24 protein-coding genes are annotated in these 21,128 nt (G+C 66.4%); 10 read left to right on the forward strand and 14 right to left on the reverse strand.

Annotation, left to right across the window (positions count from 1 at the left end; translation table 11 throughout):
* Nucleotides 1-34: 34 nt before the first annotated feature.
* The 7 genes from atpH to CJZ78_RS10930 form a co-directional block, all read right to left on the reverse strand.
* The gene (gene atpH / locus CJZ78_RS10900) at nt 35-583 is read right to left on the reverse strand and encodes an ATP synthase F1 subunit delta (RefSeq protein ID WP_094561353.1); all 549 of its coding nucleotides are present in this window, start codon (nt 581-583) and stop codon (nt 35-37) included.
* A complete protein-coding gene (locus CJZ78_RS10905; protein ID WP_094561354.1) occupies nt 583-1,107 on the reverse strand; it encodes a F0F1 ATP synthase subunit B in 525 nt (174 codons plus the stop codon). The genes atpH and CJZ78_RS10905 overlap by 1 nt, the downstream gene beginning before the upstream one ends.
* The gene (locus CJZ78_RS10910; protein ID WP_094561355.1) at nt 1,104-1,574 is read right to left on the reverse strand and encodes a F0F1 ATP synthase subunit B'; all 471 of its coding nucleotides are present in this window, start codon (nt 1,572-1,574) and stop codon (nt 1,104-1,106) included. The genes CJZ78_RS10905 and CJZ78_RS10910 overlap by 4 nt, the downstream gene beginning before the upstream one ends.
* A gap of 97 nt (nt 1,575-1,671) precedes the next feature.
* Nucleotides 1,672-1,920, reverse strand: coding sequence for an ATP synthase F0 subunit C (gene atpE, locus CJZ78_RS10915; protein WP_010315318.1), 249 nt, complete (start codon nt 1,918-1,920; stop codon nt 1,672-1,674).
* 159 nt (nt 1,921-2,079) lie between these two features.
* Nucleotides 2,080-2,799 carry a F0F1 ATP synthase subunit A gene (atpB, locus tag CJZ78_RS10920; RefSeq protein WP_094561356.1) on the reverse strand — a complete coding sequence of 240 codons (720 nt, stop codon included), beginning with the start codon at nt 2,797-2,799 and terminating at the stop codon, nt 2,080-2,082.
* Nucleotides 2,800-2,853: 54 nt separating this feature from the next.
* Entirely contained in the window at nt 2,854-3,306 is a 453-nt protein-coding gene (locus CJZ78_RS10925) for an ATP synthase (protein ID WP_233128706.1), read from the reverse strand.
* Nucleotides 3,307-3,424: 118 nt separating this feature from the next.
* Nucleotides 3,425-4,624: a class I SAM-dependent methyltransferase gene (locus tag CJZ78_RS10930; RefSeq protein ID WP_094561375.1), complete on the reverse strand. Its 1,200-nt coding sequence runs from the start codon at nt 4,622-4,624 to the stop codon at nt 3,425-3,427.
* A 163-nt stretch (nt 4,625-4,787) separates the two neighbouring features.
* On the opposite strand from CJZ78_RS10930, the gene CJZ78_RS10935 reads away from it, so the two are divergent.
* The 7 genes from CJZ78_RS10935 (at nt 4,788) to CJZ78_RS10965 (ending at nt 12,872) form a co-directional block, all read left to right on the forward strand.
* A complete protein-coding gene (locus CJZ78_RS10935; protein ID WP_094561357.1) occupies nt 4,788-7,811 on the forward strand; it encodes a phycobilisome rod-core linker polypeptide in 3,024 nt (1,007 codons plus the stop codon).
* 372 nt (nt 7,812-8,183) lie between these two features.
* Nucleotides 8,184-8,669, forward strand: a complete 486-nt coding sequence (locus CJZ78_RS10940; protein WP_094561358.1) for an allophycocyanin — start codon at nt 8,184-8,186, stop codon at nt 8,667-8,669.
* A gap of 42 nt (nt 8,670-8,711) precedes the next feature.
* Nucleotides 8,712-9,200, forward strand: coding sequence for an allophycocyanin subunit beta (gene apcB, locus CJZ78_RS10945; protein WP_094561359.1), 489 nt, complete (start codon nt 8,712-8,714; stop codon nt 9,198-9,200).
* Between the two features lie 35 nt (nt 9,201-9,235).
* Nucleotides 9,236-9,436: a phycobilisome linker polypeptide gene (locus CJZ78_RS10950; protein ID WP_094561360.1), complete on the forward strand. Its 201-nt coding sequence runs from the start codon at nt 9,236-9,238 to the stop codon at nt 9,434-9,436.
* 221 nt (nt 9,437-9,657) lie between these two features.
* Entirely contained in the window at nt 9,658-10,809 is a 1,152-nt protein-coding gene (locus tag CJZ78_RS10955; RefSeq protein ID WP_233128712.1) for an FtsW/RodA/SpoVE family cell cycle protein, read from the forward strand.
* Between the two features lie 9 nt (nt 10,810-10,818).
* Nucleotides 10,819-11,565 (forward strand): cytochrome c biogenesis protein CcdA, encoded by a 747-nt coding sequence (locus CJZ78_RS10960; RefSeq protein WP_094561362.1) that lies wholly within the window; start codon nt 10,819-10,821, stop codon nt 11,563-11,565.
* On the forward strand, nt 11,562-12,872 hold the full coding sequence (locus tag CJZ78_RS10965) for a cytochrome c biogenesis protein ResB (RefSeq protein WP_094561363.1): 1,311 nt from the start codon (nt 11,562-11,564) through the stop codon (nt 12,870-12,872). Before CJZ78_RS10960 ends, CJZ78_RS10965 begins: the two co-directional genes overlap by 4 nt.
* 9 nt (nt 12,873-12,881) lie before the next feature.
* Here the strand turns inward: CJZ78_RS10965 and queF are convergent, their stop codons facing one another.
* Nucleotides 12,882-13,307 carry a preQ(1) synthase gene (gene queF / locus CJZ78_RS10970; protein WP_094561364.1) on the reverse strand — a complete coding sequence of 142 codons (426 nt, stop codon included), beginning with the start codon at nt 13,305-13,307 and terminating at the stop codon, nt 12,882-12,884.
* Nucleotides 13,308-13,510: 203 nt separating this feature from the next.
* Here queF and CJZ78_RS10975 point away from each other — a divergent pair, with 203 nt between their 5' ends.
* Nucleotides 13,511-13,849: a P-II family nitrogen regulator gene (locus CJZ78_RS10975; protein WP_094561365.1), complete on the forward strand. Its 339-nt coding sequence runs from the start codon at nt 13,511-13,513 to the stop codon at nt 13,847-13,849.
* A 31-nt stretch (nt 13,850-13,880) separates the two neighbouring features.
* Here CJZ78_RS10975 and CJZ78_RS10980 read toward each other — a convergent pair whose 3' ends face one another.
* Nucleotides 13,881-14,804, reverse strand: coding sequence for a TlyA family RNA methyltransferase (locus tag CJZ78_RS10980; protein ID WP_094561366.1), 924 nt, complete (start codon nt 14,802-14,804; stop codon nt 13,881-13,883).
* A gap of 112 nt (nt 14,805-14,916) precedes the next feature.
* Here CJZ78_RS10980 and CJZ78_RS10985 point away from each other — a divergent pair, with 112 nt between their 5' ends.
* Both CJZ78_RS10985 and purB read left to right on the forward strand, forming a co-directional pair.
* Nucleotides 14,917-15,129 (forward strand): hypothetical protein, encoded by a 213-nt coding sequence (locus tag CJZ78_RS10985; protein ID WP_094561367.1) that lies wholly within the window; start codon nt 14,917-14,919, stop codon nt 15,127-15,129.
* 69 nt (nt 15,130-15,198) lie between these two features.
* Nucleotides 15,199-16,494 carry an adenylosuccinate lyase gene (gene purB, locus CJZ78_RS10990; RefSeq protein WP_094561368.1) on the forward strand — a complete coding sequence of 432 codons (1,296 nt, stop codon included), beginning with the start codon at nt 15,199-15,201 and terminating at the stop codon, nt 16,492-16,494.
* A 35-nt stretch (nt 16,495-16,529) separates the two neighbouring features.
* Here purB and CJZ78_RS10995 read toward each other — a convergent pair whose 3' ends face one another.
* From CJZ78_RS10995 to CJZ78_RS11015, 5 genes are all read right to left on the reverse strand, one after another.
* Complete coding sequence (locus CJZ78_RS10995; RefSeq protein ID WP_094561369.1) at nt 16,530-17,018, reverse strand: YbhB/YbcL family Raf kinase inhibitor-like protein; 489 nt, start codon at nt 17,016-17,018, stop codon at nt 16,530-16,532.
* A gap of 129 nt (nt 17,019-17,147) precedes the next feature.
* Nucleotides 17,148-17,582 carry a 23S rRNA (pseudouridine(1915)-N(3))-methyltransferase RlmH gene (locus CJZ78_RS11000; protein WP_094561376.1) on the reverse strand — a complete coding sequence of 145 codons (435 nt, stop codon included), beginning with the start codon at nt 17,580-17,582 and terminating at the stop codon, nt 17,148-17,150.
* 22 nt (nt 17,583-17,604) lie between these two features.
* Nucleotides 17,605-20,367 carry an RNA helicase gene (locus CJZ78_RS11005; RefSeq protein ID WP_094561370.1) on the reverse strand — a complete coding sequence of 921 codons (2,763 nt, stop codon included), beginning with the start codon at nt 20,365-20,367 and terminating at the stop codon, nt 17,605-17,607.
* 79 nt (nt 20,368-20,446) lie between these two features.
* Nucleotides 20,447-20,824: a type II toxin-antitoxin system PemK/MazF family toxin gene (locus tag CJZ78_RS11010; protein ID WP_233128708.1), complete on the reverse strand. Its 378-nt coding sequence runs from the start codon at nt 20,822-20,824 to the stop codon at nt 20,447-20,449.
* Nucleotides 20,821-21,090, reverse strand: coding sequence for a ribbon-helix-helix protein, CopG family (locus CJZ78_RS11015; RefSeq protein WP_094561371.1), 270 nt, complete (start codon nt 21,088-21,090; stop codon nt 20,821-20,823). Before CJZ78_RS11015 ends, CJZ78_RS11010 begins: the two co-directional genes overlap by 4 nt.
* Nucleotides 21,091-21,128 lie beyond the last annotated feature (38 nt).

Genomic DNA, 21,128 nt, shown 5'->3' on the forward strand with positions numbered 1-21,128 from the left:
AGGGGTGACCGAAAGGCCGGAATTGGCAGCCGAGCTAGCTCACCTGGGCCAGCGCCAGCCCGAGGCGGCGCACCTGACCGGAAAGGCTGGCGTCGATCACCTGGGAACCCATGCTGACGATGAAGCCACCGATCAGGCTGGGGTCCACTGCGAGGTCGAATTCCACGGCCTTAGAACCGGCGATCGCCTGCACTTTTTGATTGAGCACAGCCTGTTGCTCTTCGGTGAGCACTGCGGCCGAGGTGACCTTGGCCAGGGTGATGTTGCGCAGCTCTCGGTAGAGCTCAAGGAAACGAGCCAGCACCGCATCGAGCATGGGCAGGCGCTGACGATCCGCCAGCAGCTTGAGCAGGTTCTGAAAAGATGGAGTCACCTGGTCGTTGAACAGGCTGGCCAGCGCGGCCTTCTTGGCCTCGGGCTCAAGCACTGGAGACGCGAGAGCTGCGCGCAGTTCAGGGCTGGAGTTGAGCACCGCCAACACACCCTTGGCCTGGTCAGCCACGGTGTCGGTTTCCTTGCGCGACTCAGCAACCTGCAGCAGGGCTTCGGCGTAGGGGGTGGCAATCGAGTTGAGGAGTGGCATCAGGCTTTCCCCAGGGTGGTGATGGACTGATCGATCAACCGCGCTTGCGCATCGGCATCGAGCTTCCCAGGGAGGGTGGCGAGCGCTTTGGCGATGGCGCGGTTGGCAGCCTCACGGCGCAGCTGGTCTGTAACCCGGGCCGCCTCAGAGCTGAGATCGGCCATGGCACCCTGCTTGAGGCGGGCCATCTCCTCAATGGTGCGCTTTTCACTCTCCAGGCGCAGCGCCTGGGCGCGGGCCTGACCATCCGTGCGGATCTGGTCAGCTTTCTGCTGAGCAGCCGCCAGGTCCTGCTGGGCCTGGGCCAGGGCCGTGGTGGCGGAGGCCAGACGCTCTTCAGCGTCCTGAAGGTCGCTCAGAATGGCGTTGCGACGGCGCTCCAGGATGCCGCCCAGGAAACCGGGCAGAAACTTCCAGAGGCCAAAAATGACGATCGCCAGGTTGATGATGTTGGTCTCAAACGGGTTGAGATTGAGACCAAAGCCGCCGTGACTGGCGAGCAAGGGTGGCAGCAGGTGGGTCATGAGGTGGCCAGCAAGCGGGACACGATCAGGTCACCGAGCTTGTCGGCATCCTTGTTGAGCTGGGTCATCGCCTGATCCCTCTGGGCATCGATCTCGCGGCGAGCCTGCTCCCGGGATGCATTGGCATCCGCTGTAGCGGCCGCCAGGGCATCGCGGTAGAGACGATCCATTTCCTGTTCCGCCTCCTGAATCAGCTTCTGGGACTGCTGACGCGCGTCCTTGAGCTGCTCCTTGAGGTCGGACTCCAGCCGTTCAACCTGAGCCAGCTTCTGCTTGGCGTCGGCGCGACTGGTGGAAATAAAGCTCTCGCGGTCCTCCACGGCCCGGCCAACGGGGCGGAAGAACAACGAATTCAGAATGAAGGTGAGGAGCACCACCTGCACCGCCATGAGCGGGAGTGTGGCGTCGAGGTCAAACAGACCTCCCTCCGGGACACCTGCTTCGGCGAGCAGAAGCCAGCTGGTCATTGGGGCGAGGGCGCTGGAACGATCGAGCGGGATGGGCGGTCGTGAGGCTGGGAGGGCAGGGGCTCAAGCCCCCACCTTCCTTCCACTCACGCAACGATCAACCGGCGAAGGGGTTGGCGAACAGCAGCACCAGGGCGACCACGAGGCCGTAGATGGTGAGAGCTTCCATGAAGGCCAAAGACAGCAGCAGGGTACCGCGGATCTTGCCTTCGGCTTCGGGCTGACGTGCAATGCCTTCAACGGCGCCGCCAGCTGCGGTGCCCTGACCGATGCCGGGGCCGATGGCACCGAGGCCGACAGCCAGGCCAGCGGCCACAACAGACGCAGCGGAGGTGATGGAATCCATGGTGGAGTGGGGGATGGGAGGCGCCTTGACAGCGCGTAGTGGACCGGGATTGAAACCCTGCGCCTGGGACATCCCCGAAGGAATGGGCCCGGGGTGCATCCGGACCTGCGCGAGTGAGATTTAGCAGAGCGCCTGAGCAACCCTGCTGAGTGGAAGCACCTAGTGATGCTCCTCGTGCACCGCCTCACCGATGTAGTAGGCGGCAAGGGTGGCGAAGATCAGGGCCTGAATGGCGCTGGTGAACAGTCCCAAGAACATGGCCGGCAGGGGCACGATCAGGGGCACCAAGAACGCCAGCACCGCCACCACCAACTCGTCGGCCAGGATGTTGCCGAAGAGACGGAAGGAGAGGGAGAGAGGCTTGGTGAAATCCTCGACGATCTTGAACGGCAGCATGATCGGGGTGGGTTCCACGTAGTACTCGAAGTAACGCAGACCCTTGCGGCTCAAGCCGGCATAGAAATAGGCCAGCGACACGAGCAGCGCCAGCGCAATCGTGGTGTTGATGTCGGCGGTGGGAGCACCGAGCTCGCCGCTGGGAAGGTGGATCAGCTTCCAGGGCACCAAGGCTCCGCCCCAGTTGCTCACGAAGATGAACAGAAACAGGGTGCCGATGAAGGGCATCCAGTCGCGGTAGGCCTTCTCACCGATCTGCTCGCGCGAGAGGTCGCGGATGTAATCCCACACGAACTCGAGCAGATTTTGGGTGCCGCGGGGATCACGCTCCAACTTGCGGGTGCCGACCACCACCAGGGCCAACAGGGCACCGATCACAACCCACGAGCTCAGGAACACCTGGCCATGGATCTTGAGGTTGCCAAGTTGCCAGTAGAGGTGTTGACCAACCTCCAGTTCAGCAAAGGGGAGAAGGAGAGGCATCGGAGCCAGCGAAGGGGAGTTCGGGGTCGCCGGAGCGACGGAACGGTGTGGGGATCAGGAGTCGAAGACGGCCTGAAGGATCACCGCCGGTTTGTAGAGCAGGAAGCCCAACAGGGCCGGCAGGGTGGAGAGCTGGGGGACCCTGGTGGAGACGAGCACCAGAGCGACCGGCACGAGCAGCTGGGCCCTGCTCAAGCGGCGGGAGTTTTCCCCCAGCCGGGTGACACTGCGGCTCAACAGCCACAGGTAGAGCAATCCAGCCAGGGCACCCACCAACAGGCTGAAGGCCGTGGCAAGGGAACCGACGAGGGCGGTGACGACCACTGCCGCTGCGGAGAGCAGCATGGTGGCCAGCAACAACCGCCGTTGGAGCCGGAAGTAATCGCCCATTCCATTGCTGGGATCAGCGCTGGTGCTGGGGTCGGCCGAGGCACGATCGTGCGCCGCAGGTGCCACCACCACAGGGATCGATACGGCGGTGGAGTCCACCATCTGCTCCAGGTCCACGCAGACGGAAGAGGCCGGCAGAGCGGCACTCCCGGAGTCGGGAACGGAGGAGCAGGGGAGGGAAACTGACAACCGCGTTCAACCCCTGAAAAGGCGCGCGGAATCTATCACGTGCGGGTCAAAGCACGGGCAGCAACACGCGCTGCTCCAGCAGCTGACGGGCCACCGCAAGCCGCTGAGCAAGGGGCCAATCCAGGGGCAGCTCGTCGATCGCCAGCTCTGGGGCGGCCTCCAGTGCCCGCATCAGGCTGAGGCCCTCCGCGCTGAGGCTGAGTGGCATCAGATCGGGGCCCATCAGACTGGTCGATGGCCAGCCCCAGAGGCAGCGGTTGACCTCAGCACGGGCGGCCAGGAGGGCAGCATCGGAACCCCAGTCCGGGAGGCATACCGCACCCTGGCTCAAGAAAAACTCAAAGTGACTGATGTCGGGGTCGAGCTCCTCGACCAGAGTCCACTGATCGCGAGGGCTGAGGGCCTGGGCCCGCTCCAGCAGGTCACCCTGCAGCAGCCGCGCCGGATCCCACACCTCCGGGTTGGAGAACCCGACGAACTCGAGACCAGCTGCGGCCACGAACACCATCAGGCGGTCCAGGTTGTAACTGGTCTCCTGGGGGTGGAGGTACATGTCGGCGAAGTTGGCATCGGCCGTCGTATCGAGGGCCCAGCGCTGCTCGTGGTGGCGGCGCAGCCGATTGGTTTCGGGCAGCTCCGCCAGCAGTTGCCGGCCCAGGCGCAGGCCTTCATCGCCTGTTCCTGCACCCAGCAGCGCCAGGGCCCGCTGGGTGCGGTGAATTTCCCAGCGACCACCGTCGGCGTACAGAAAAAGATGGAGCAGGCCACCGGGCCGCAGCAGCCCCGCCAAGGCCCGCAGGCCGGCTTCCGGCTGGCGCAGATGGTGCAACACCCCCACCGAATTGATGTAGTCGAACGGACCCTCCCCGGCCAGGTCGAGCAGGCTGCGCTGCTCGATGCGCAGCTCGCGCACCTGGGCTGCGGCCCCGGAGCGGCGGGTGCGCGAGCTCGCCACCTCAAGAGCGCCCGGACTGATGTCCACCGCCAGCACCGAGGAACCGGGATTCAGATGGCAGAGGTAGTCGGTGCTGACGCCGGTGCCGCAGCCGGCATCGAGGATCCGCCAGCTGCGCGGGCCGCTGCTGGGGCGGGACGGAACGGCACCGAAGGCGGCGGCCCAGGCGCTGTCAACGCACCAGCGCCAGTTGTATCCCGGTGGAGGGCCGTCCTGAAGGGGATCGCCTGGGTAGGGGAAGCGGTCGTAGAAGGCGCTCACCACTGGCGTGGCGGCATCACTGGCGGGCACGGGGGCAGGCACAGAAATCGTGAACGGCAACCGGCCGAGCTTTTCATGCCTGCGCGCCCGATCCAAACAGCGGACCCCGACGCGGCTGCAAACATTTGTTCATGGCCCGACGAAGGCCCAGAGGGCCCGCCGTAATGTGGCCCAGCCCGGTTCGCTCTCGTCAATGACCGTGACCGCCAGCAGCGGCAGCACCAGGGTTTCCCCCCAGCGCTACGACACCCTGCCGCTCTCCAGCGTCCGTCAGGCGGAGCAACAGGACCGCTTCCCCGACGGCGGGGAACTCGACACTTTGATGGCCTTCTTCCAGAGCGGTCAGCAGCGGCTGGAGGCCGCGCGCCGGATCTCGGAAAATGCCGACTTCATCGTGGCCAAGGCGGCCAACCGGATCTTTGCCGGCGGCACGCCGCTCTCCTATCTGGATGCGCCCCTAAGCATTTCCGCTAAAGCCAGCGGCAATGAAACGCCCCTCGCCGCCGACCAGGCCGCCTTCCAGCGCTCGGTGCAAACCTTCGCCCAGGGCACCGACAGCTCCGGCGGCAACCTGATCACCCGTCTGCTCGAGGGCGCCGGCGGCGATGCCGACGTGCGCGTGGTGCTGCCCACCGGCTTCAGCCCGATCGCGGTGGGCCGCTACGGCACCGACCGGATGCGCAAATCGCTGCGCGACATGGCCTGGTTCCTGCGCTACGTGGGCTATGCCCTGGTGGCTGGCGATCCCAGCATCCTGGCCGTCAACACCCGCGGCCTGCGCGACGTGCTCGAGAAGGCCTGCTCCCTGGCCGCCACCAATGTGGCGCTGCAGGAGATGCGCGCCGCCGCCGCCGGCCTCTGCAAGGACAATCCCCAGGCCCGCCAGCTGGTGATTCAGTACTTCAACGTGCTGATCGCCGAGCTGGAGGTGCCCACCCCCTCGACCCGCCAGCGCCTCGGCAGCCCTGAGAACCAGGGTCTGCAGCTGCCGGCCACCTACGCCCTCGCAGCCGATGGCAAGCAGCGCTTCATCATGCGGCCGCGCCTCAGTGGCGCTCAAAAGGCCGAGGTGATCCGCGCGGCCTATCGCCAGGTGTTTGAACGCGACATCGCCAAGGCCTACAGCCAGATGCCCTGCCCGGTGGAGGCCACCCAGGTGCGCCAGGGCCAGCTGTCGATGCGCGAGTTCATCCGCGCCCTCGGCCGTAGCAAGGAATACCGACAGCAATTCTTCGGCCGCTTCTCCAACAGCCGGGCCGTCGAGCTGGCCTTCCGCCACTTCCTCGGCCGGGGCATCAGCTCCCGCGAGGAGTTCACCCGCTACTTCGACATCGTCAGCGCCCAGGGGCTCAACGGCCTCGTGGATGCCCTGATCAACACCATCGAGTACGCCCGGGTGTTCGGGGAGGAAACCGTGCCCTACCTGCGGGATCTGGGTGAAGAAGCCCAGGAGAGCGCCGGCTGGGGGTCCAACCGCAAGCTGTTCCGCTTCAGCGCACCGTTTGAAGGCGCCCCCCAGTACGTCACCCTCTACGCCTCCTACCGCCAGCCCTTCCCCGACCAGCACGTCTACGGCGGCGGCAATGACCCGCTGGCCCTCAACTACGGCGCGATCTTCCCCTCTGGCACCGCTTCGGTGGCCACCCGCCCAGCGCCCTACGGCTACGACAGCCGTCGGATCCTGATCGGCAACGGCTTGGCCCAGCCGGGCCAGATGGACAGCGTCCAGTTCCGCAAGGCCATGCCTCGCCGCGTGGGCCCGAAGGTGGTGCGGCTGCAGCAGATCGCCACCGGCGGCAGTTCCGTGCCCCGCCGCGGCGGTCAGCCCAGCGTGCGCGGCACAGAGGCCAGCACCCAGGCGGTGATCAACGCGGTGTACGTGCAGATCCTCGGCACCGCTGGCTATGCCGGTGAACGCAACAAAGTCGAGGAAATCAAGCTCGAAAACGGCGACATCAGCCTGCGCGAATTCGTGCGTCAGGTGGCCCGCTCCACCGCCTTCCGGCGCCGCTACTGGAGTGGCCTCTACATCACCAAAGCGATCGAGGTGATGCACCGCCGCATCCTGGGCCGCCCCAGCTTCGGGCGTTGGGAAATCGACGCCTACTTCGACACCGCCGCCCGCTCGGGCTTCTACGGCGTCGTCGACAAGATGCTGAACAGCCGGGAATACAACGATTGCTTCGGCGAGGACACCGTTCCTTATGAGCGGTTCATCACCGCCGGCGATCGCAATGCCCGCCAAGTGCCAGCCCTCAACCGGCCCTTCAATGCGGCGGCCTATGCCGACATCACCCCGGGCAAACGCCCTGATGTGGCCGCTCCCCAGACCCTGCGCACCACCACTGACACGGTGTCGCGCAACCTGGCCGATCGCCCCCGCGTGGTGATGGGTGGATGGAGCGCCCAGATCGCCGGTGGGGAAACGATGGCAGCCCCGGCAACGGCCATTCCCACGGGCCCCGGCAGCATTCGCCAAGCACCAGCCCCGACCCGGCGCTGGAACCAAGCCCCAGCCACCACAACAGGGTTCTGGACCTCAACGCCCGGCGGCAGCCCACCCTCCACCCCCAGCACGCGGACCCCGATCAGCGGCAATTGGCGGGCCTCCGTGGGCAGCGGCCAGACCAGCGGACTCGCCAGCCAACCTGGCGCCGCGATGGCCAAGGCGATTCAACCGGGCCGCCCCCAGGGCTTCAGCCGTCGCCAGAGCGTTGGCAGGCCCGTGCAGGTGGGCCGCACCAGCAGCGAAACCCAAGTTCAGGAGGCCCTGGAGAGCGTCTACAAGCAACTGCTCAACCGGGTTCCATTTGCCGCCGAGCGGCTGGGCGATGCGGAATCCCAATTCCGCAACCAGCAGCTCACCGTGGCCGAACTGGTCACCCAGATCGCTGGCAGTGACCTCTTCCAACAGCGCCTCAACCGCATGGCGCTGCTTCGGGCAGCGTCAGCCGCCTACCTCGCCTTGCTCGGACGGGCCGCCCAGCCCCAGGAAGTGAGTGCATTCCTGGCCACACGAGCCAGCCTAGGCCAACAGGCGGCCGTCGATGCCCTGCTGAGCAGTGAAGAATATGGCCAAGCCTTTGGCCAGGACACCGTTCCCTATCTGCGCGGCCTGGCAACTGCCGATGGCATCCCCCTCAGCACGGTGAACCGCACCGCAGAGCTGTATGGGGGCAACGCCGGCCTCACCCCTCGGCCGAAAGCCCCCATCTGAATCGACAGGCAGGGGCCAACGGGGCCACTAACGAACCTTCCCACCTCCCGAATTTGCTTCGGGGGGGGTTTTTCATGTTCAGAAACATCAATTGCCACAACTTTTGATTCACACCGTGAAACAAGTGCGCCAATCAGCGCCACTGAATAATGAACAATTGCTGCGGTCGGTCGCTATGAACAACATCGACCAAAACCATTGCAGCCCAAGGGATCTTCGAGTCAAAAGCGCCGTGAAGAACTGTTACCGCTGCCAAGGGCTGTGCGGGGGCTTAGCGCAGAATGATTCGACGATCGGCGCGAGTCGATCCTTCCCTTACCCACCGGATATCGGTCTCCGTCAAGGCGGCCGCTTGTTTCGAGGCAGAACTGCATGAGCATCGTCTCCAACTCGATCATCAACGCGGACGCCGAAGCCCGCTACCTCAGCCCTGGCGAACTCGACCAGATCAAGTCCTTCGTGGGCGCTGGTCAACGTCGTCTTCGCGTGGCTCAGGTTCTTAGCGAGAGCCGCGAGCGCATCGTGAAAACCGCAGGCGGAGCCCTGTTCCAGCGGCGTCCCGACGTCATCTCCCCTGGCGGCAATGCCTACGGCGAGGAGATGACCGCTTCGTGCCTTCGCGACATGGACTACTACCTGCGCCTGGTGACCTACGGGATCATCGCCGGTGACGTGACGCCCATCGAAGAGATCGGCATCATCGGCGCCAAGGAGATGTATCGCTCCCTCGGCACTCCCCTGGACGCCATGGCTGAGTCCGTGCGGGAAATGAAGAACGCCGCCATGGGCCTGCTCACGGGCTCTGACGCTGAAGAAGCCGGTTTCTACTTCGACTACGTCATCGGCGCCCTCTCCTGAGGCGACGTTCCTTCCCCATTCCCCGCCACCCAAGCCGGATTCATGCAAGACGCCATCACTAACGTCATCAACCAGGCCGACGTCCAGGGCCTGTACCTCGACGGTTCGGCCATGGGCCGCCTGGAGCAGTACTTCGCCAGCGGTGAGCTGCGGGTTCGGGCTGCTGCCACCATCAGCGCCAACGGTTCAGCCATCATCAAAGAGGCCGTGGCCAAGTCGCTGCTGTATTCGGACATCACCCGTCCCGGCGGCAACATGTACACCACCCGTCGCTATGCGGCCTGCATCCGCGACCTGGATTACTACCTCCGTTACGCCACCTACGCCATGCTGGCGGGTGACACCTCAATCCTCGACGAGCGCGTGCTGAACGGCCTCAAGGAGACCTACAACTCCCTGGGCGTGCCCATCGGCGCCACCGTGCAGTCGATCCAGGCCATGAAGGAAACCACGGCTGCCCTCGTGGGTCCGGATGCTGGCCGTGAAATGGGGGTGTATTTCGACTACATCTGCTCCGGCCTGGGCAACTGATCCCCTGCCAGCGGCACACCCCGAGGATCACCACCATGCGTCTGTTCAAGATCACGGCCTGCATCCCCTGTCCGGAGAAAAGCCGCACCCAGCGCGAGCTGCAGAACACCTATTTCACGAAATGGGTGCCCTACGACAGCTGGTTCGCTGAGCAGCAGCGAATCATGAAGCAGGGCGGCAAGATCCTCAAGGTGGAACTGGCCACTGGCCGTCGCCAACAAAACGTCGGCAACTGAGTCTCGTCAAGCTCCACTGGTCTGGCCACACAACTCCCACATGCCCGGCATTCGCTGGGCTTTTTTATTGGGTACCGATTGGCTCGAAGGGGCTCGACAACCACCACCCAAACACGGCTCAATAGGGCCTCAGGATGGTGCCGCTCCGGCACTCCTTACTCCTTGTCTTGGCCCGAACCGCAACCCACACCACCAGCAGCAACGCCTCGCCAAGCCGCAGCATCGGCGGAGGCCTGTTGCCCCTGCCCTGGGACCAGTGGCCCGCAGAGGCGCGGCTGCTGCTGGGCATGGTGGCGCTCTGGAGCGTGATCGGATTGCTGGTGCTCACCTCAGCGAGCTGGTGGGTGGCGGAACGGGAAATGGGCGATGGAGCCTTCTATCTCAAGCGCCAGCTCATCTGGATGGTGGCCAGCTGGGGCCTGCTCTGGCTCGGCCTACGCACCAGCCTGCGGCGCTGGCTGCACCTCGCCCCCCTGGGGCTCTGGGTCGGCATCATCATGATTGCGGCCACCCTGGTGGTCGGCAGCACCGTCAATGGGGCGAGCCGCTGGCTGGTGGTCGGTCCCGTCCAGCTGCAACCGTCGGAATTGGTGAAGCCCTTCCTGGTGCTGCAGGGGGCTGCGCTGTTTGCCCACTGGAAGCGCATCGGCGGCGATCAGAAGCTGCTGTGGCTTGGGGTGTTCGGGGCGCTGATTCTGCTGATCCTCAAGCAGCCCAACCTCAGCACCGCCGCCCTTTCCGGCCTGCTGCTCTGGCTGATGGCGCTGGCCGGCGGCCTCTCTCTACCCCTGCTGCTGGGGGCCGCCGGTGCCGGGGGTCTGCTCGGCAGCGCCAGCATCCTGATGAACAACTATCAGCGCCTGCGGGTGGCGTCGTTTCTCGATCCGTGGCGCGATGCCCAGGGCGATGGCTACCAGCTGGTGCAGAGCCTGTTGGCCATCGGCTCGGGAGGCGTTCTGGGGGAGGGTTTTGGCCTATCCACCCAGAAACTGCAATACCTGCCGATCCAGAGCACCGATTTCATCTTCGCTGTGTTTGCCGAGGAGTTTGGCTTTGTGGGATCGGTGGTGCTGCTGCTGTTTCTGCTGCTGTTTGGTTTTGTGGGCCTGCGGGTAGCTCTGAGTTGCCGCAGCAACCAGCAGCGCCTGATCGCCATCGGCTGCACCACCCTGCTGGTGGGTCAATCGATTCTCAACATTTCGGTGGCCAGTGGCGCCATGCCCACCACCGGCCTGCCCTTGCCGCTGATCAGCTACGGCGGCAACTCGCTGATGGCCAGCCTGCTGGTGTGCGGCCTGCTGATCCGCTGCTCGCTGGAAGCAGGCGGCCTCGCCTCCACCCCCCGCCGCCGGCGCACCGCAGCCGCCCGATAGGCTGACCAGATGATCAGCCTTGGGCCCCAACTGGCCGATTGGGCCCGCACCAGCGAGGCGCTGCTGCAGCAATCCCTGGCCAGCCCCTCACCCGGCACCGTGGCCGTGGTGTTTGCAGGCGGGCTGCTCACCAGCCTGGGCCCCTGCTCGCTATCGCTGTTGCCAATCACCCTGGCCTACCTGGCCGGCTTCAGCAACGAAACCGGCAGTGCTGCATTGGCCCAGCGTCAGACCCCCTGGCTGCGCAGCCTCAGCTTCACTGCAGGGATTGTGGCGGCCCTGGTGCTGCTGGGCTTGGTGAGTGGGCTGCTAGGCCGCATCTATGGCCAGATTCCTGGCCTGATTCCGACTGTGGTGGCGGTGCTGGCCCTGCTGATGGGGCTCAACCTGCTTGGCCTGCTCAAGCTGCCCCTGCCCGCCGGCCCCGATCCGGAGGTGTGGCGTCGCCGCGTGCCGGCGCCACTGGCGCCGATGGCTGCGGGCCTGGCCTTCGGGCTGGCGGCCACCCCCTGCACCACGCCGGTGTTAGCGGTGCTGCTGGCCTGGATAGCCCAAAACGGCAAACCCCTGGTGGGGATGCTGCTGCTGACCAGCTTCGGCGCGGGCCAGGTCGTGCCGCTGCTGCTGGCGGGCACCGCGGCGGCCAGTTTGCCGCACCTACTCAGCCTTCGCCGGGTGGGTCAATGGGTGCCACCGATCAGCGGCGTGGTGCTGGTCACCACCGGTGCCCTCACCCTGGTGGCCAACTGGCGATGACCAGCTCCATCAGAGGCTTCACCCGGGTGCTGGGCTGGATCTCCGATCTGCGCCTGGCGATTGTGCTGCTGCTGGTGATTGCCGTCGCCAGCGGGGTTGGCACGGCCATCCCGCAGCAGGAAACCGCCGAGTTTTATCACCGGCTTTACGACCCCCAACCCTGGCTGGGCCTGCTGGGCGGCGATGGGGTGATGGCCCTGCAGCTCGACCATGTCTTTTCCAGCGGCTGGTTTCTAGGGCTGCTGGCCTGGCTGGCCCTGTCACTGCTGCTCTGCAGTTGGCGCCGCCAGTGGCCCGCCCTGCAGGCCGCCCTGCGCTGGATCGACTACCGCTCCCCTCGCCAGCTCAGCAAATTGAGCGTGGCCGAAACCCTGCCCACCCCTAGCCCCAGCTCCAGCCTGGACACGCTGGCCCAGCTGCTGCAGCGTCAGGGTTGGCAGATCCAGCTCCAGGAGGGGCGCCTGGCGGCCCGCAAGGGGGTGGTGGGCCGGGTGGGCCCCATGCTCGTCCATGCCGGCATGGTGGTGTTGATGCTGGGTGCCGCCTGGGGGGCCGTAGGCGGTCAGCGGGCCGAGCAATACCTGGCCCCCGGCCGCAGCCTCGAGCTGATGGACAGCCGCGGCAGCAGCCGGCTCACTCTCGCCCTCGACCGCTTCGCCATCCAACGGGATCCCGCCGGCCGACCAGAGCAATTCACGTCCCAGCTGCGCATCCTTGAGGGCGACGGCAGCGAAGGCAGCCTGCTGAAGCAGGCGCAAATCAGCGTCAACCATCCGCTGCGCTTCCAGGGAGTGACCCTCTATCAGGCCGACTGGGCCCTGGCGGCGATCACGGTGCAACTGGGCAAGAGTCCGCTGCTGCAACTGCCGCTGCAGAGCTTCCCTCAGCTGGGCGAGCAGGTGTGGGGGCTGGTGCTGCCAACCCGGCCCGATGGCAGCGAGCCGGTGCTGCTCAGCCTGAGCAGTGAGCAGGGGCCAGTGGATGTGTACGGCGCCGATGGCAGCTTGCTCAGCCAGATCGCCCCCGGTGGTGAACCCGTGGAGGTGAAGGGTCTGCCGATCCGGGTGGAGAGCGTGCTGCCCGCCAGCGGCATCCTGCTGAAGCGGGATCCGGGCGTGCCCCTCGTTTATGCCGGCTTTGCCATCGCCCTGGCCGGTGGAGGCCTCAGCCTGCTGGCCACCCGTCAGCTGTGGGCGATCGCCGAGGAGCAACCGGGCCAGCAGGGCCAATTGCACGTGGCCGGGCTGTGCAACCGCAACCTCACCGGCTTTGCCACCGAACTACCCCAGCTCCTGAGCCAGCTCTGAGGTGGCCCGTCAGCAGGGCAGCCGCGTGCCGTGGCTGACCCGCACCACGGTGTGCACGTTGCCGCGGGGATGGAAGTCGGCTTCCAGCTGCATCCACTGGGGATCGGTGGCGGCCACCAGGTCGTCGAGAATGCGGTTGGCCACCTCCTCATGGGAGATGGAGCGGTCGCGGTAGCTGTTCACGTAGAGCTTGATCGCCTTGAGCTCCACCACCCGGGGGCCAGGCTGATAGAGCAGACGCAGCACGGCGAAGTCGGGGTAGCCCGAAAACGGGCACTTGCAGGTGAACTCGGGCAGCTCGATCGAAATCTCGTAGGGGCGTCCGGGCCGGGGATTGTCGAAGCAGATCAGCTCCGCCTCGGCGATGGCCCGCTCGCCATAGAGCGGCGTTTGGGTGCGATCAGGGCTGGCGGGAGCTGCGGAGCTGGAGGACATGGAAAGGGGAAACGGCCCGGCCAGAGGCCCGGCGTGCACGGCGATCCTAGAAAGAACCGGGAAGCCACTCCGGCGCCCCGCGCGAGCGCCCCCGCCGGTAACAACCGCTACGACGACCCCCGCAAAGCTCGGGCCTAATGGGGCGATTCCCTCCCACCGGCAGGGATTTCCTGAGAGACTTCTATTCAGCCCGAGCTGTTCCTATGAAAAAAGTTGAGGCCATCATTCGTCCCTTCAAGCTCGAGGACGTCAAGATCGCGCTGGTGAACGCGGGGATCGTGGGCATGACCGTGAGCGAGGTGCGCGGATTTGGCCGTCAGAAGGGCCAGGTGGAGCGCTACCGCGGCTCGGAATTCACCGTGGAGTTCCTGCAGAAGCTGAAATTGGAAATCGTCGTCGACGACGACAAAGTCGATACCGTGGTTTCAGCGGTTCAGGACGCGGCCCGTACCGGCGAAATCGGTGACGGCAAGATCTTCGTCAGCACGATCGACTCGGTGATCCGCATCCGCACCGGCGACCGCGACAGCGGCGCCATCTGATCTGAGCTGAGCTTGTCGGCACCAGCGCCGTTCAGCCATCCCCTCGAGCCCTGGTGGTCAGCGTGCTGGCCACCAGGGCTTTGATCTGGGCGGGGCCCACGGTCGCCGTGGCTAGCGGAGCAGGGGTTGCCTGTTCGGGGTTTACCTGTTGGGGGTTTGCCTGTTGGGGGTTTGCGGTTTGTGCAACATCGTGTTGAACAACGCCCAAGCGCCGCAGCCACAACAGGTATTCGTGGTTGCCGGCGGGCCCGGTGATCGGCGACGCCACCAGGCCGCAGGCCTTCAGCCCCAACGCCCCGGCCGCCGCAATCACCCCCGCAATCGCATCGCAGTGGGCGACGGGATCGCGCACGACCCCGCCCTTGCCGACGCGGCTCTTGCCCACCTCGAACTGGGGCTTGACCAGCAGCACCAGATCGACGGGCACCTCGTTCTGGAGCAAGCCCAGCAGGGCCGGCAACACCAGGGCCAGGGAGATGAACGACACATCGGCCACCGCCAGATCGGGCAAAGGGTCCTCCGGGCCGTAGAGGTCTGCGGGGCTGAGGTGGCGCAGGTTGGTGCGCTCGCGCAGCACCACTCGGGGATCGCTGCGCAGGCTCCAGGCGGTTTGGCCGTAACCCACATCAATGCCATAGACGCGCGCGGCGCCGTGCTGAAGCAGGCAGTCGCTGAAGCCGCCGGTAGAGATGCCGCCATCGAGGCAAACGCGGCCCTCCACCTGCAGCGGAAAGCGCGCCAGCGCCTCGAGCAACTTCTCACCACCGCGGGAGACGAACCGGGGCGGCTGCTGCACCAGCAGCTCCGCCTCCGGCAACACCTCCGTGCCCGGCTTGTCGAGCACACGATCGCCCTGCCGCACCCTCCCGGCCCGAATCAGCTGTTGGGCCTGCTGGCGGCTGGCGGCCAGGCCGCGGGCCACCAGCTCCAGATCCAGGCGTTGTTTGCGGGCCATGGCACTCGCGCTTTTGTGATCAAACCACAACGCAAACGGAACACATTCCAAGCAAGCCCGTCTCCCGCTCAAAACTCAGCGGAGGATATCTCTCAACTTCGAAGCGGCAGCGATGGCCACCTTGATCCACCGCGCCCAAAAAACCAACAACGTGCTGGAGCTGCTCTACCCCGGCAGCTTCGTCAAACTGCGCAACCAACCGCATGATTTGCCTCCCTTCCAACTGATCCAGTGCCGCGGCGGACGCTGCTGGGTGCGCCAGCAGGCTTGGGGACATCAGGTGCACTGGGAAGTGGAGCACCGTCGCCTGACTGCGGCGGCCTGACAACTGCGGCCTAACCAGTCCCCAGGGGACGCACCCATACATTGGTCTGGACGTGAGCCAAACGCGGCCTTGATCGAGCGTTACACCCTGCCCGAAATGGGCAACCTCTGGAGTGAGGAAGCCAAGTTCCAGAGCTGGCTGGATGTGGAGATCGCCGCCACCGAAGCCAACTGCGAGCTGGGCCGGGTGCCCGCCGAGGCCTTGGCCACGATCAAGCAGAAGGCCAGCTTCAGCGTCGAGCGCATCCTCGAGATCGAGGCGGAAGTGCGGCACGACGTGATCGCCTTTCTCACCAACGTGAACGAGCACGTGGGTGACGCCGGGCGCCACATCCACGTGGGCATGACCAGCTCCGATGTGCTCGACACGGGCCTGGCACTGCAACTGAAGGCCTCGGTGCAGCTGCTGCGCACCGAGCTTGACGCTCTCGCAGACGCCCTTAGGGCTTTAGCCCGCGCCCACAAGGGCACGGTGATGATCGGCCGCTCCCACGCCATCCACGGCGAGCCGATCACCTTCGGCTTCAAGGTGGCGGGCTGGCTGGCGGAGGTGGAGCGCAACCGCGACCGGCTGGAGCGCCTCGAGCGGGTGGTGAGCGTGGGCCAGATCAGCGGTGCCATGGGCACCTACGCCAACACCGACCCCCAGGTGGAAGCGATCGCCTGCGCCAAGCTCGGCCTGGAGCCGGATACGGCCAGCACCCAGGTGATCTCCCGCGATCGCCACGCCGAATACGTGCAAACGCTCGCCCTGGTGGGCGCCGCCCTGGAGCGCTTCTCCACCGAGATCCGCAACCTGCAGCGCACCGATGTGCTCGAGGTGGAAGAGAACTTCGCCAAGGGGCAGAAGGGCAGCTCGGCCATGCCCCACAAACGCAACCCGATCCGCAGCGAGCGCATCAGCGGCCTGGCGCGGGTGCTGCGCAGCTACGTAGTGGCGGCCCTGGAAAACTGCGCCCTCTGGCACGAGCGCGACATCAGCCACAGCTCGGTGGAGCGGATGATGCTGCCCGACTGCTCGGCCACCCTGCACTTCATGCTGCGGGAGATGACCGACGTGGTGAAGGGCCTGGGGGTCTACCCCGACAACATGGCCCGCAACATGAACGTCTACGGCGGCGTGGTGTTCAGCCAGCGGGTGCTGCTGGCCTTAGTGGAGAGCGGCATCAACCGCGAAGATGCCTACCGGATCGTGCAGCGCAACGCCCACACCGCCTGGAACACCGAGGGGGGCAACTTCCGCGCCAACCTCGAGGCCGACGGTGAGGTGACCAGCCGCCTCAGCCTCGAGCAGCTGGCCGACTGCTTCTCCACCGACCTGCACCAGGAGAACCTGGGCGTGATCTGGGAGCGGCTGGGGGTTTGAGCGTCTCAGCGCTGGGCCCCAGAGGGGGTGCAGCACTAGCGGCTGTAAACCCCCGTGAGCTGGGCCGTAGCCAGCTGATGGCCGGCCATGGCCTGCTGGAGCTGTGCCACCGTGATGCCAGGCTCCAGATCCAGGCTGGTGTCGAGGGCAAACAGGCTGAGGATGTAGCGATGGGTCTGCCCCAGTGGCGGCTCCGGCCCCTGGTAGCCGATGCGATGGAAGTCGGCGACGCCCCAACAGGCACCGTGGCAGGCGCCACTGGGAAGCTGGGGTGCCCGATCCAGGCCGGCCGGCAGGCCCTGGTGCTCAGCCGGGAGGTTGAACAGCACCCAGTGCACCCAGGTGCCCCCCGGCGCATCGGGATCCTCCAGAACCAGCGCAAAGCTGACGGTGGAGCTCGGTGCTCCGTGCCAGCGCAGCGGCGGGGAGAGATTCAGGCCATCGGCACAGTGGATCGAAGGAATCCTGCCCCCATCGACAAACCCAGGGGAGGTGAGCTGGAAGGAGCCGTTGCTGCTCGACATCGTTCGGTCTCGGCCTCCACAGCCTGAGCCGGTGCCAACCAATCCCGAAGCGTTGCCGCGCCTTCTCGCTGGGATCACAGCAGGGTCGCCACGCATCCGCTGCCTGACGATCACGACAGAGCCGCGCGACTAAGCCTTGTGATACGGGCCACCCTGGAGGATGGACGTGGCGCGATAGAGCTGCTCCAGCAGCAGCAGTCGGGCCAGCTCGTGGGGGAATGTCATCGGTGAGAGGCTGAGGCGCCAGCTGGCTCTGGCCTTGAGCCCTGGGTCCAGCCCATCGGCGCCGCCGATCACGAAGGCGAGGCGATCCGAGCCTGAATCGCGCAGCTGCTCGGCGAAGCTGAGCGAATCGACGCTGCGGCCCTCTTCGGTAAGCACCACCAGCCGTTCATCAGCTTGGAGGGCCGCCGTGATCGCCGCAGCTTCCTTGACCATCGTGGAGTCCTTGAGCTCCGTGATCACCAGTCCTGGCAGGCGCTTGCGGTAGAGAGCGACTCCCTCCTGCACCCAACCCTTGCGCACCTTGCCCACGGCGATGATGCGGATGCGGGCGGAGTTGATCACGGGTTACTGCCCACCAACCTCAGGCCTGGGGGCGTTCGGTGGCCGGGTCGAGCTGGCCGTTGCCGCTGGCCAGCAGATCTTCGATCTCGCACACCGGGAAGCGGTTGATCGCCTTCAGGGCGGCGCGGGCTTTGGTGCGCAGCTGCTCACTGATCGCCTCGCAGTAGGGCACCTGGGCCAGCAAATCCACCGTGCGGCGCAGGATCCGCACCACATCGCCTTCGTCGAGGGAGGTGTTGGCGATCACGTCGCTCCAGCTGGCCCCCTTGGCCCAGGCGTGCACCAGGCCGGTGAGCTCGGGCTCCCACCAGAGCGGGAAAGTGACCTTGGCGCGCTCCTGCTGGCGCTCCAGCTCCCGGCGCAGACCGCGCAGATCGTGCAGGGCCTCCTCGGCAGCCGGGGGCGGCGGGTAGCCGCACCAGAGATCCGGCCGATTCACCTCGGTGGAAATCGCCTCAAACACCGCCGCCAGCTGGGGCGGATCGAGCTCATCGAGGTGGCCACTCATCAACGCCAGCCCCAGCCACAGCTCGTTGTCGCCGCGCAGGGCCGCCACGGTGCGGCCCACCTCGGTGGGCTCCAGCCCATCGGCCCCCGCCAGGGCCCCGAAGAAGCGCAGCACCTCGATCAAGGCCAGGAAGGTGTCCCAGTGGCGGTTAGAGCGGAAGTGCAGCAGCCGCTGGCGCTCGTCGATCTCCAGCTGCAGCTCCTCCATGCGCCGGCGGTGCTTCTTGAGCTGGCGGCGGTCACCCCAACGGTGGGCCGGATGCAGCTCCAGCTGCTCCTCCAGGTCATGCACCAGCTGGGCGTGGGCCTGCACCTCGCCCGCCAGGTCGTATTGGGGGGTGACCATGTCGTGGCGGCTGGCCATGTGGGCCACCGCCAGGGCGAGGCCGCCGCTGGCCTGGTCGCCGTGGCGCAGCTCGCCGGCATGGCGCAGCTCGGGCGCCTCCACCTGGCCCACCTGCAGGCAGCTGAGCTCGGCATGCAGGGCCACCACGGCGCCGCAGGGCAGCAGCAGCCACACGTTGTCGTCGGTGAGGCAGAGCAGCAGGGGGAACTGGCCCGGCCCCTTCACCTTCTCGACGATCACCGCTGGTGTCACCCGGCCGCGCAGCTGAGGGGCCTTGAGGCTCACCAGGGTGCCTTCGCTGGCGAACTGCAGGGCCAGGGTGAGCTCATGGGCGAGGGTTTCCTCGGCCTGCTGCTGCAGGATCCGCAGGATGCGGCGCTCCTCGCGCAGGTGCCCCCGCTGTTTCTCGTAGTCCTCGAAGTCGTCCCAGGGCACCTCGCCGGAGCCATCTTCGAGGCCCTCGAGCTGCTGCATCAGCTGGGCGATCCGGGCCTCGTCTTCAGCCAGATCCAAGGTGGCCAAATAGCGCCCGAAGCTACGCTCCACCAGCTCCTTGGCCTTGGCCAGGTCGTAGCGCTGCAGCAGGTTGAGCACCATGCCGTAGCTGGGCGTAAAATGGCTGACCAGCGGATCGGCAGGCGCGGTGGCCAGCTGGCCCGCTTCGCGCACCCCCTCAAAGCGGCTCTGCACCGTCACCACATAACCCTGGGAGTCGAGGCCCCGCCGGCCGGCACGGCCGGCCATCTGCAGGAATTCACTGCCCATCAGTGCCCGGTGGCCCCGCTCAGTGCGCTTGGACAGCGCCGAGATCACCGTGGTGCGGGCCGGCATGTTGATGCCGGCGGCCAGGGTTTCGGTGGCGAACACCACCTTGATCAAACCCTGCTGGAACAGCTCCTCGATCAGTTCCTTCCACGCCGGCAGCACGCCGGCATGGTGGGCGGCTATGCCCCGTAGCAGCGCCTCGGCGTGGCCGCCCTCCCGCACCGCCTCGGGGGTGGCCGCCACAAAGGCGTCGAGCCGGGCCTTGATGCGTGCCTGCTCCGCCGGGGTCACCAGATTGGCCTTGCCAAGCTCCTTGACCCCCTTGTCGCAGCCGCGGCGGCTGAAGATGAAATAGATGGCGGGCAGCATCTCGCGCTCGGCCATCTGGGCCACCACAAAGCCAAGCGGCGGCGCCTCGGGCTGGGGCGGCTTGGGCGTTTTCGGGCCCTTGCGGTGGCTGCCCTTGGGGGCCCGCCACACCTTGCAGTTGGGATGGAGCCCGGTGCCCTCCTCGTTGAGCAGGGGGTGCAGGCCCTTGGCACTGCAGAAGCTGAACGCGAGCGGCACCGGCCGGTGGTCGCTGAACACCAGGCGGGTGGGGCCGTGCACCCGCTCGATCCAATCGGTGAGCTGGCCGGCATTGGCCACCGTGGCCGAGAGGGCCACCAGCTGCACCGGCGGCGGGCAGTGAATGATCGATTCCTCCCACACGGTGCCCCGCTGGGAGTCGTTCATGTAGTGGCACTCATCGAGCACCACCGCCTCCACGCCCTCGAGCGGATCGTCTCCCCCATCCACTTCCGCATAGAGCATGTTGCGGAAGATCTCGGTGGTCATCACCACCACCTGGGCCTCACGGTTGAGGCTGAGGTCGCCGGTGAGCAAGCCCACCTTGTCGGCGCCAAACTGCGCGCGGAAATCGCGCAGCTTCTGGTTGGAGAGTGCCTTCAGCGGCGTGGTGTAAAACACCTTCTGGCCGTGGGCCAGGGCTCGGTAGATGGCGTATTCGCCCACCAGCGTCTTGCCCGAACCCGTCGGAGCGCTCACCACCACCGAGTGGCCCTGGTTGAGGGCATCGATCGCCTCCAACTGGAAGTCGTCGAGCGGAAAGGGAAAAATTGCCGCCGGATCGAGGGCTGCAGACACCGGCGCAGACTGGGGCATGGAGTGATCCTATGGGCCCCGGCTGAGGGACGCAGCCTTGCGCGTTGCGCACCGGTGGCCGGCACGGGGGTGATCCGGCTCAAGCCAACTCCAGCCACTGGCGCAGCGCCCGTTCCAACCGGGCCAGCTCCTCCCCCTGCAACAGGCCCAGCAGCGCGCGCACCTGGGGCCGCGATGCCGTGAACAGCTTGTCCACCATCAGCTGGGCTGGCCGCGGCAGGCCATTGACCGCTGAGGGCTCCAGGGACAAGCGCAGCAGCGGGGCCTCCAGCATCCGGGTGGTGAGCGGACAGCAGGTGAGGGTCGGATGATCGCTCAGCCAGCGATCGGCCTGCACCACCACGGCCAGCCGCCGCTGGGGATCACCACTCGCCACAGGATTACCCAGTCGCACCACCGCCCCACGGCGCAAGGGGATCACAGGCTGCCGTTGGGGTTGGGTCTTAGGGGCCGTCATGGGGTCCAATCACTCCAGCAGGGCAGCCGGGCCAGCTGCGCATCACAGGCCTCCCATCGGGCCACCAGGCGCGACTGGCGGCGACACTCCTCGCCATCGCGAAATGGACGCAGATACAGCCGCAAGGCACGGCGCACGCAATCGCTGACGCTGGAACCGGTCTGAGCCGCCACCAGCTGCAGACTCGCCTCCAGCTCAGGATCCAGCCGCACCCCCAGGTGCCGGCCGGCGGAGAGGGGCTTCGGGAGGGAGAGGGCTGAACGCACGGGGGGGGGGGGGGGGGGGGGGGGGGGGGGGGTGGGTT

The organism is Synechococcus sp. 8F6 (assembly GCF_002252665.1).
Lineage (GTDB): Bacteria > Cyanobacteriota > Cyanobacteriia > PCC-6307 > Cyanobiaceae > Cyanobium_A.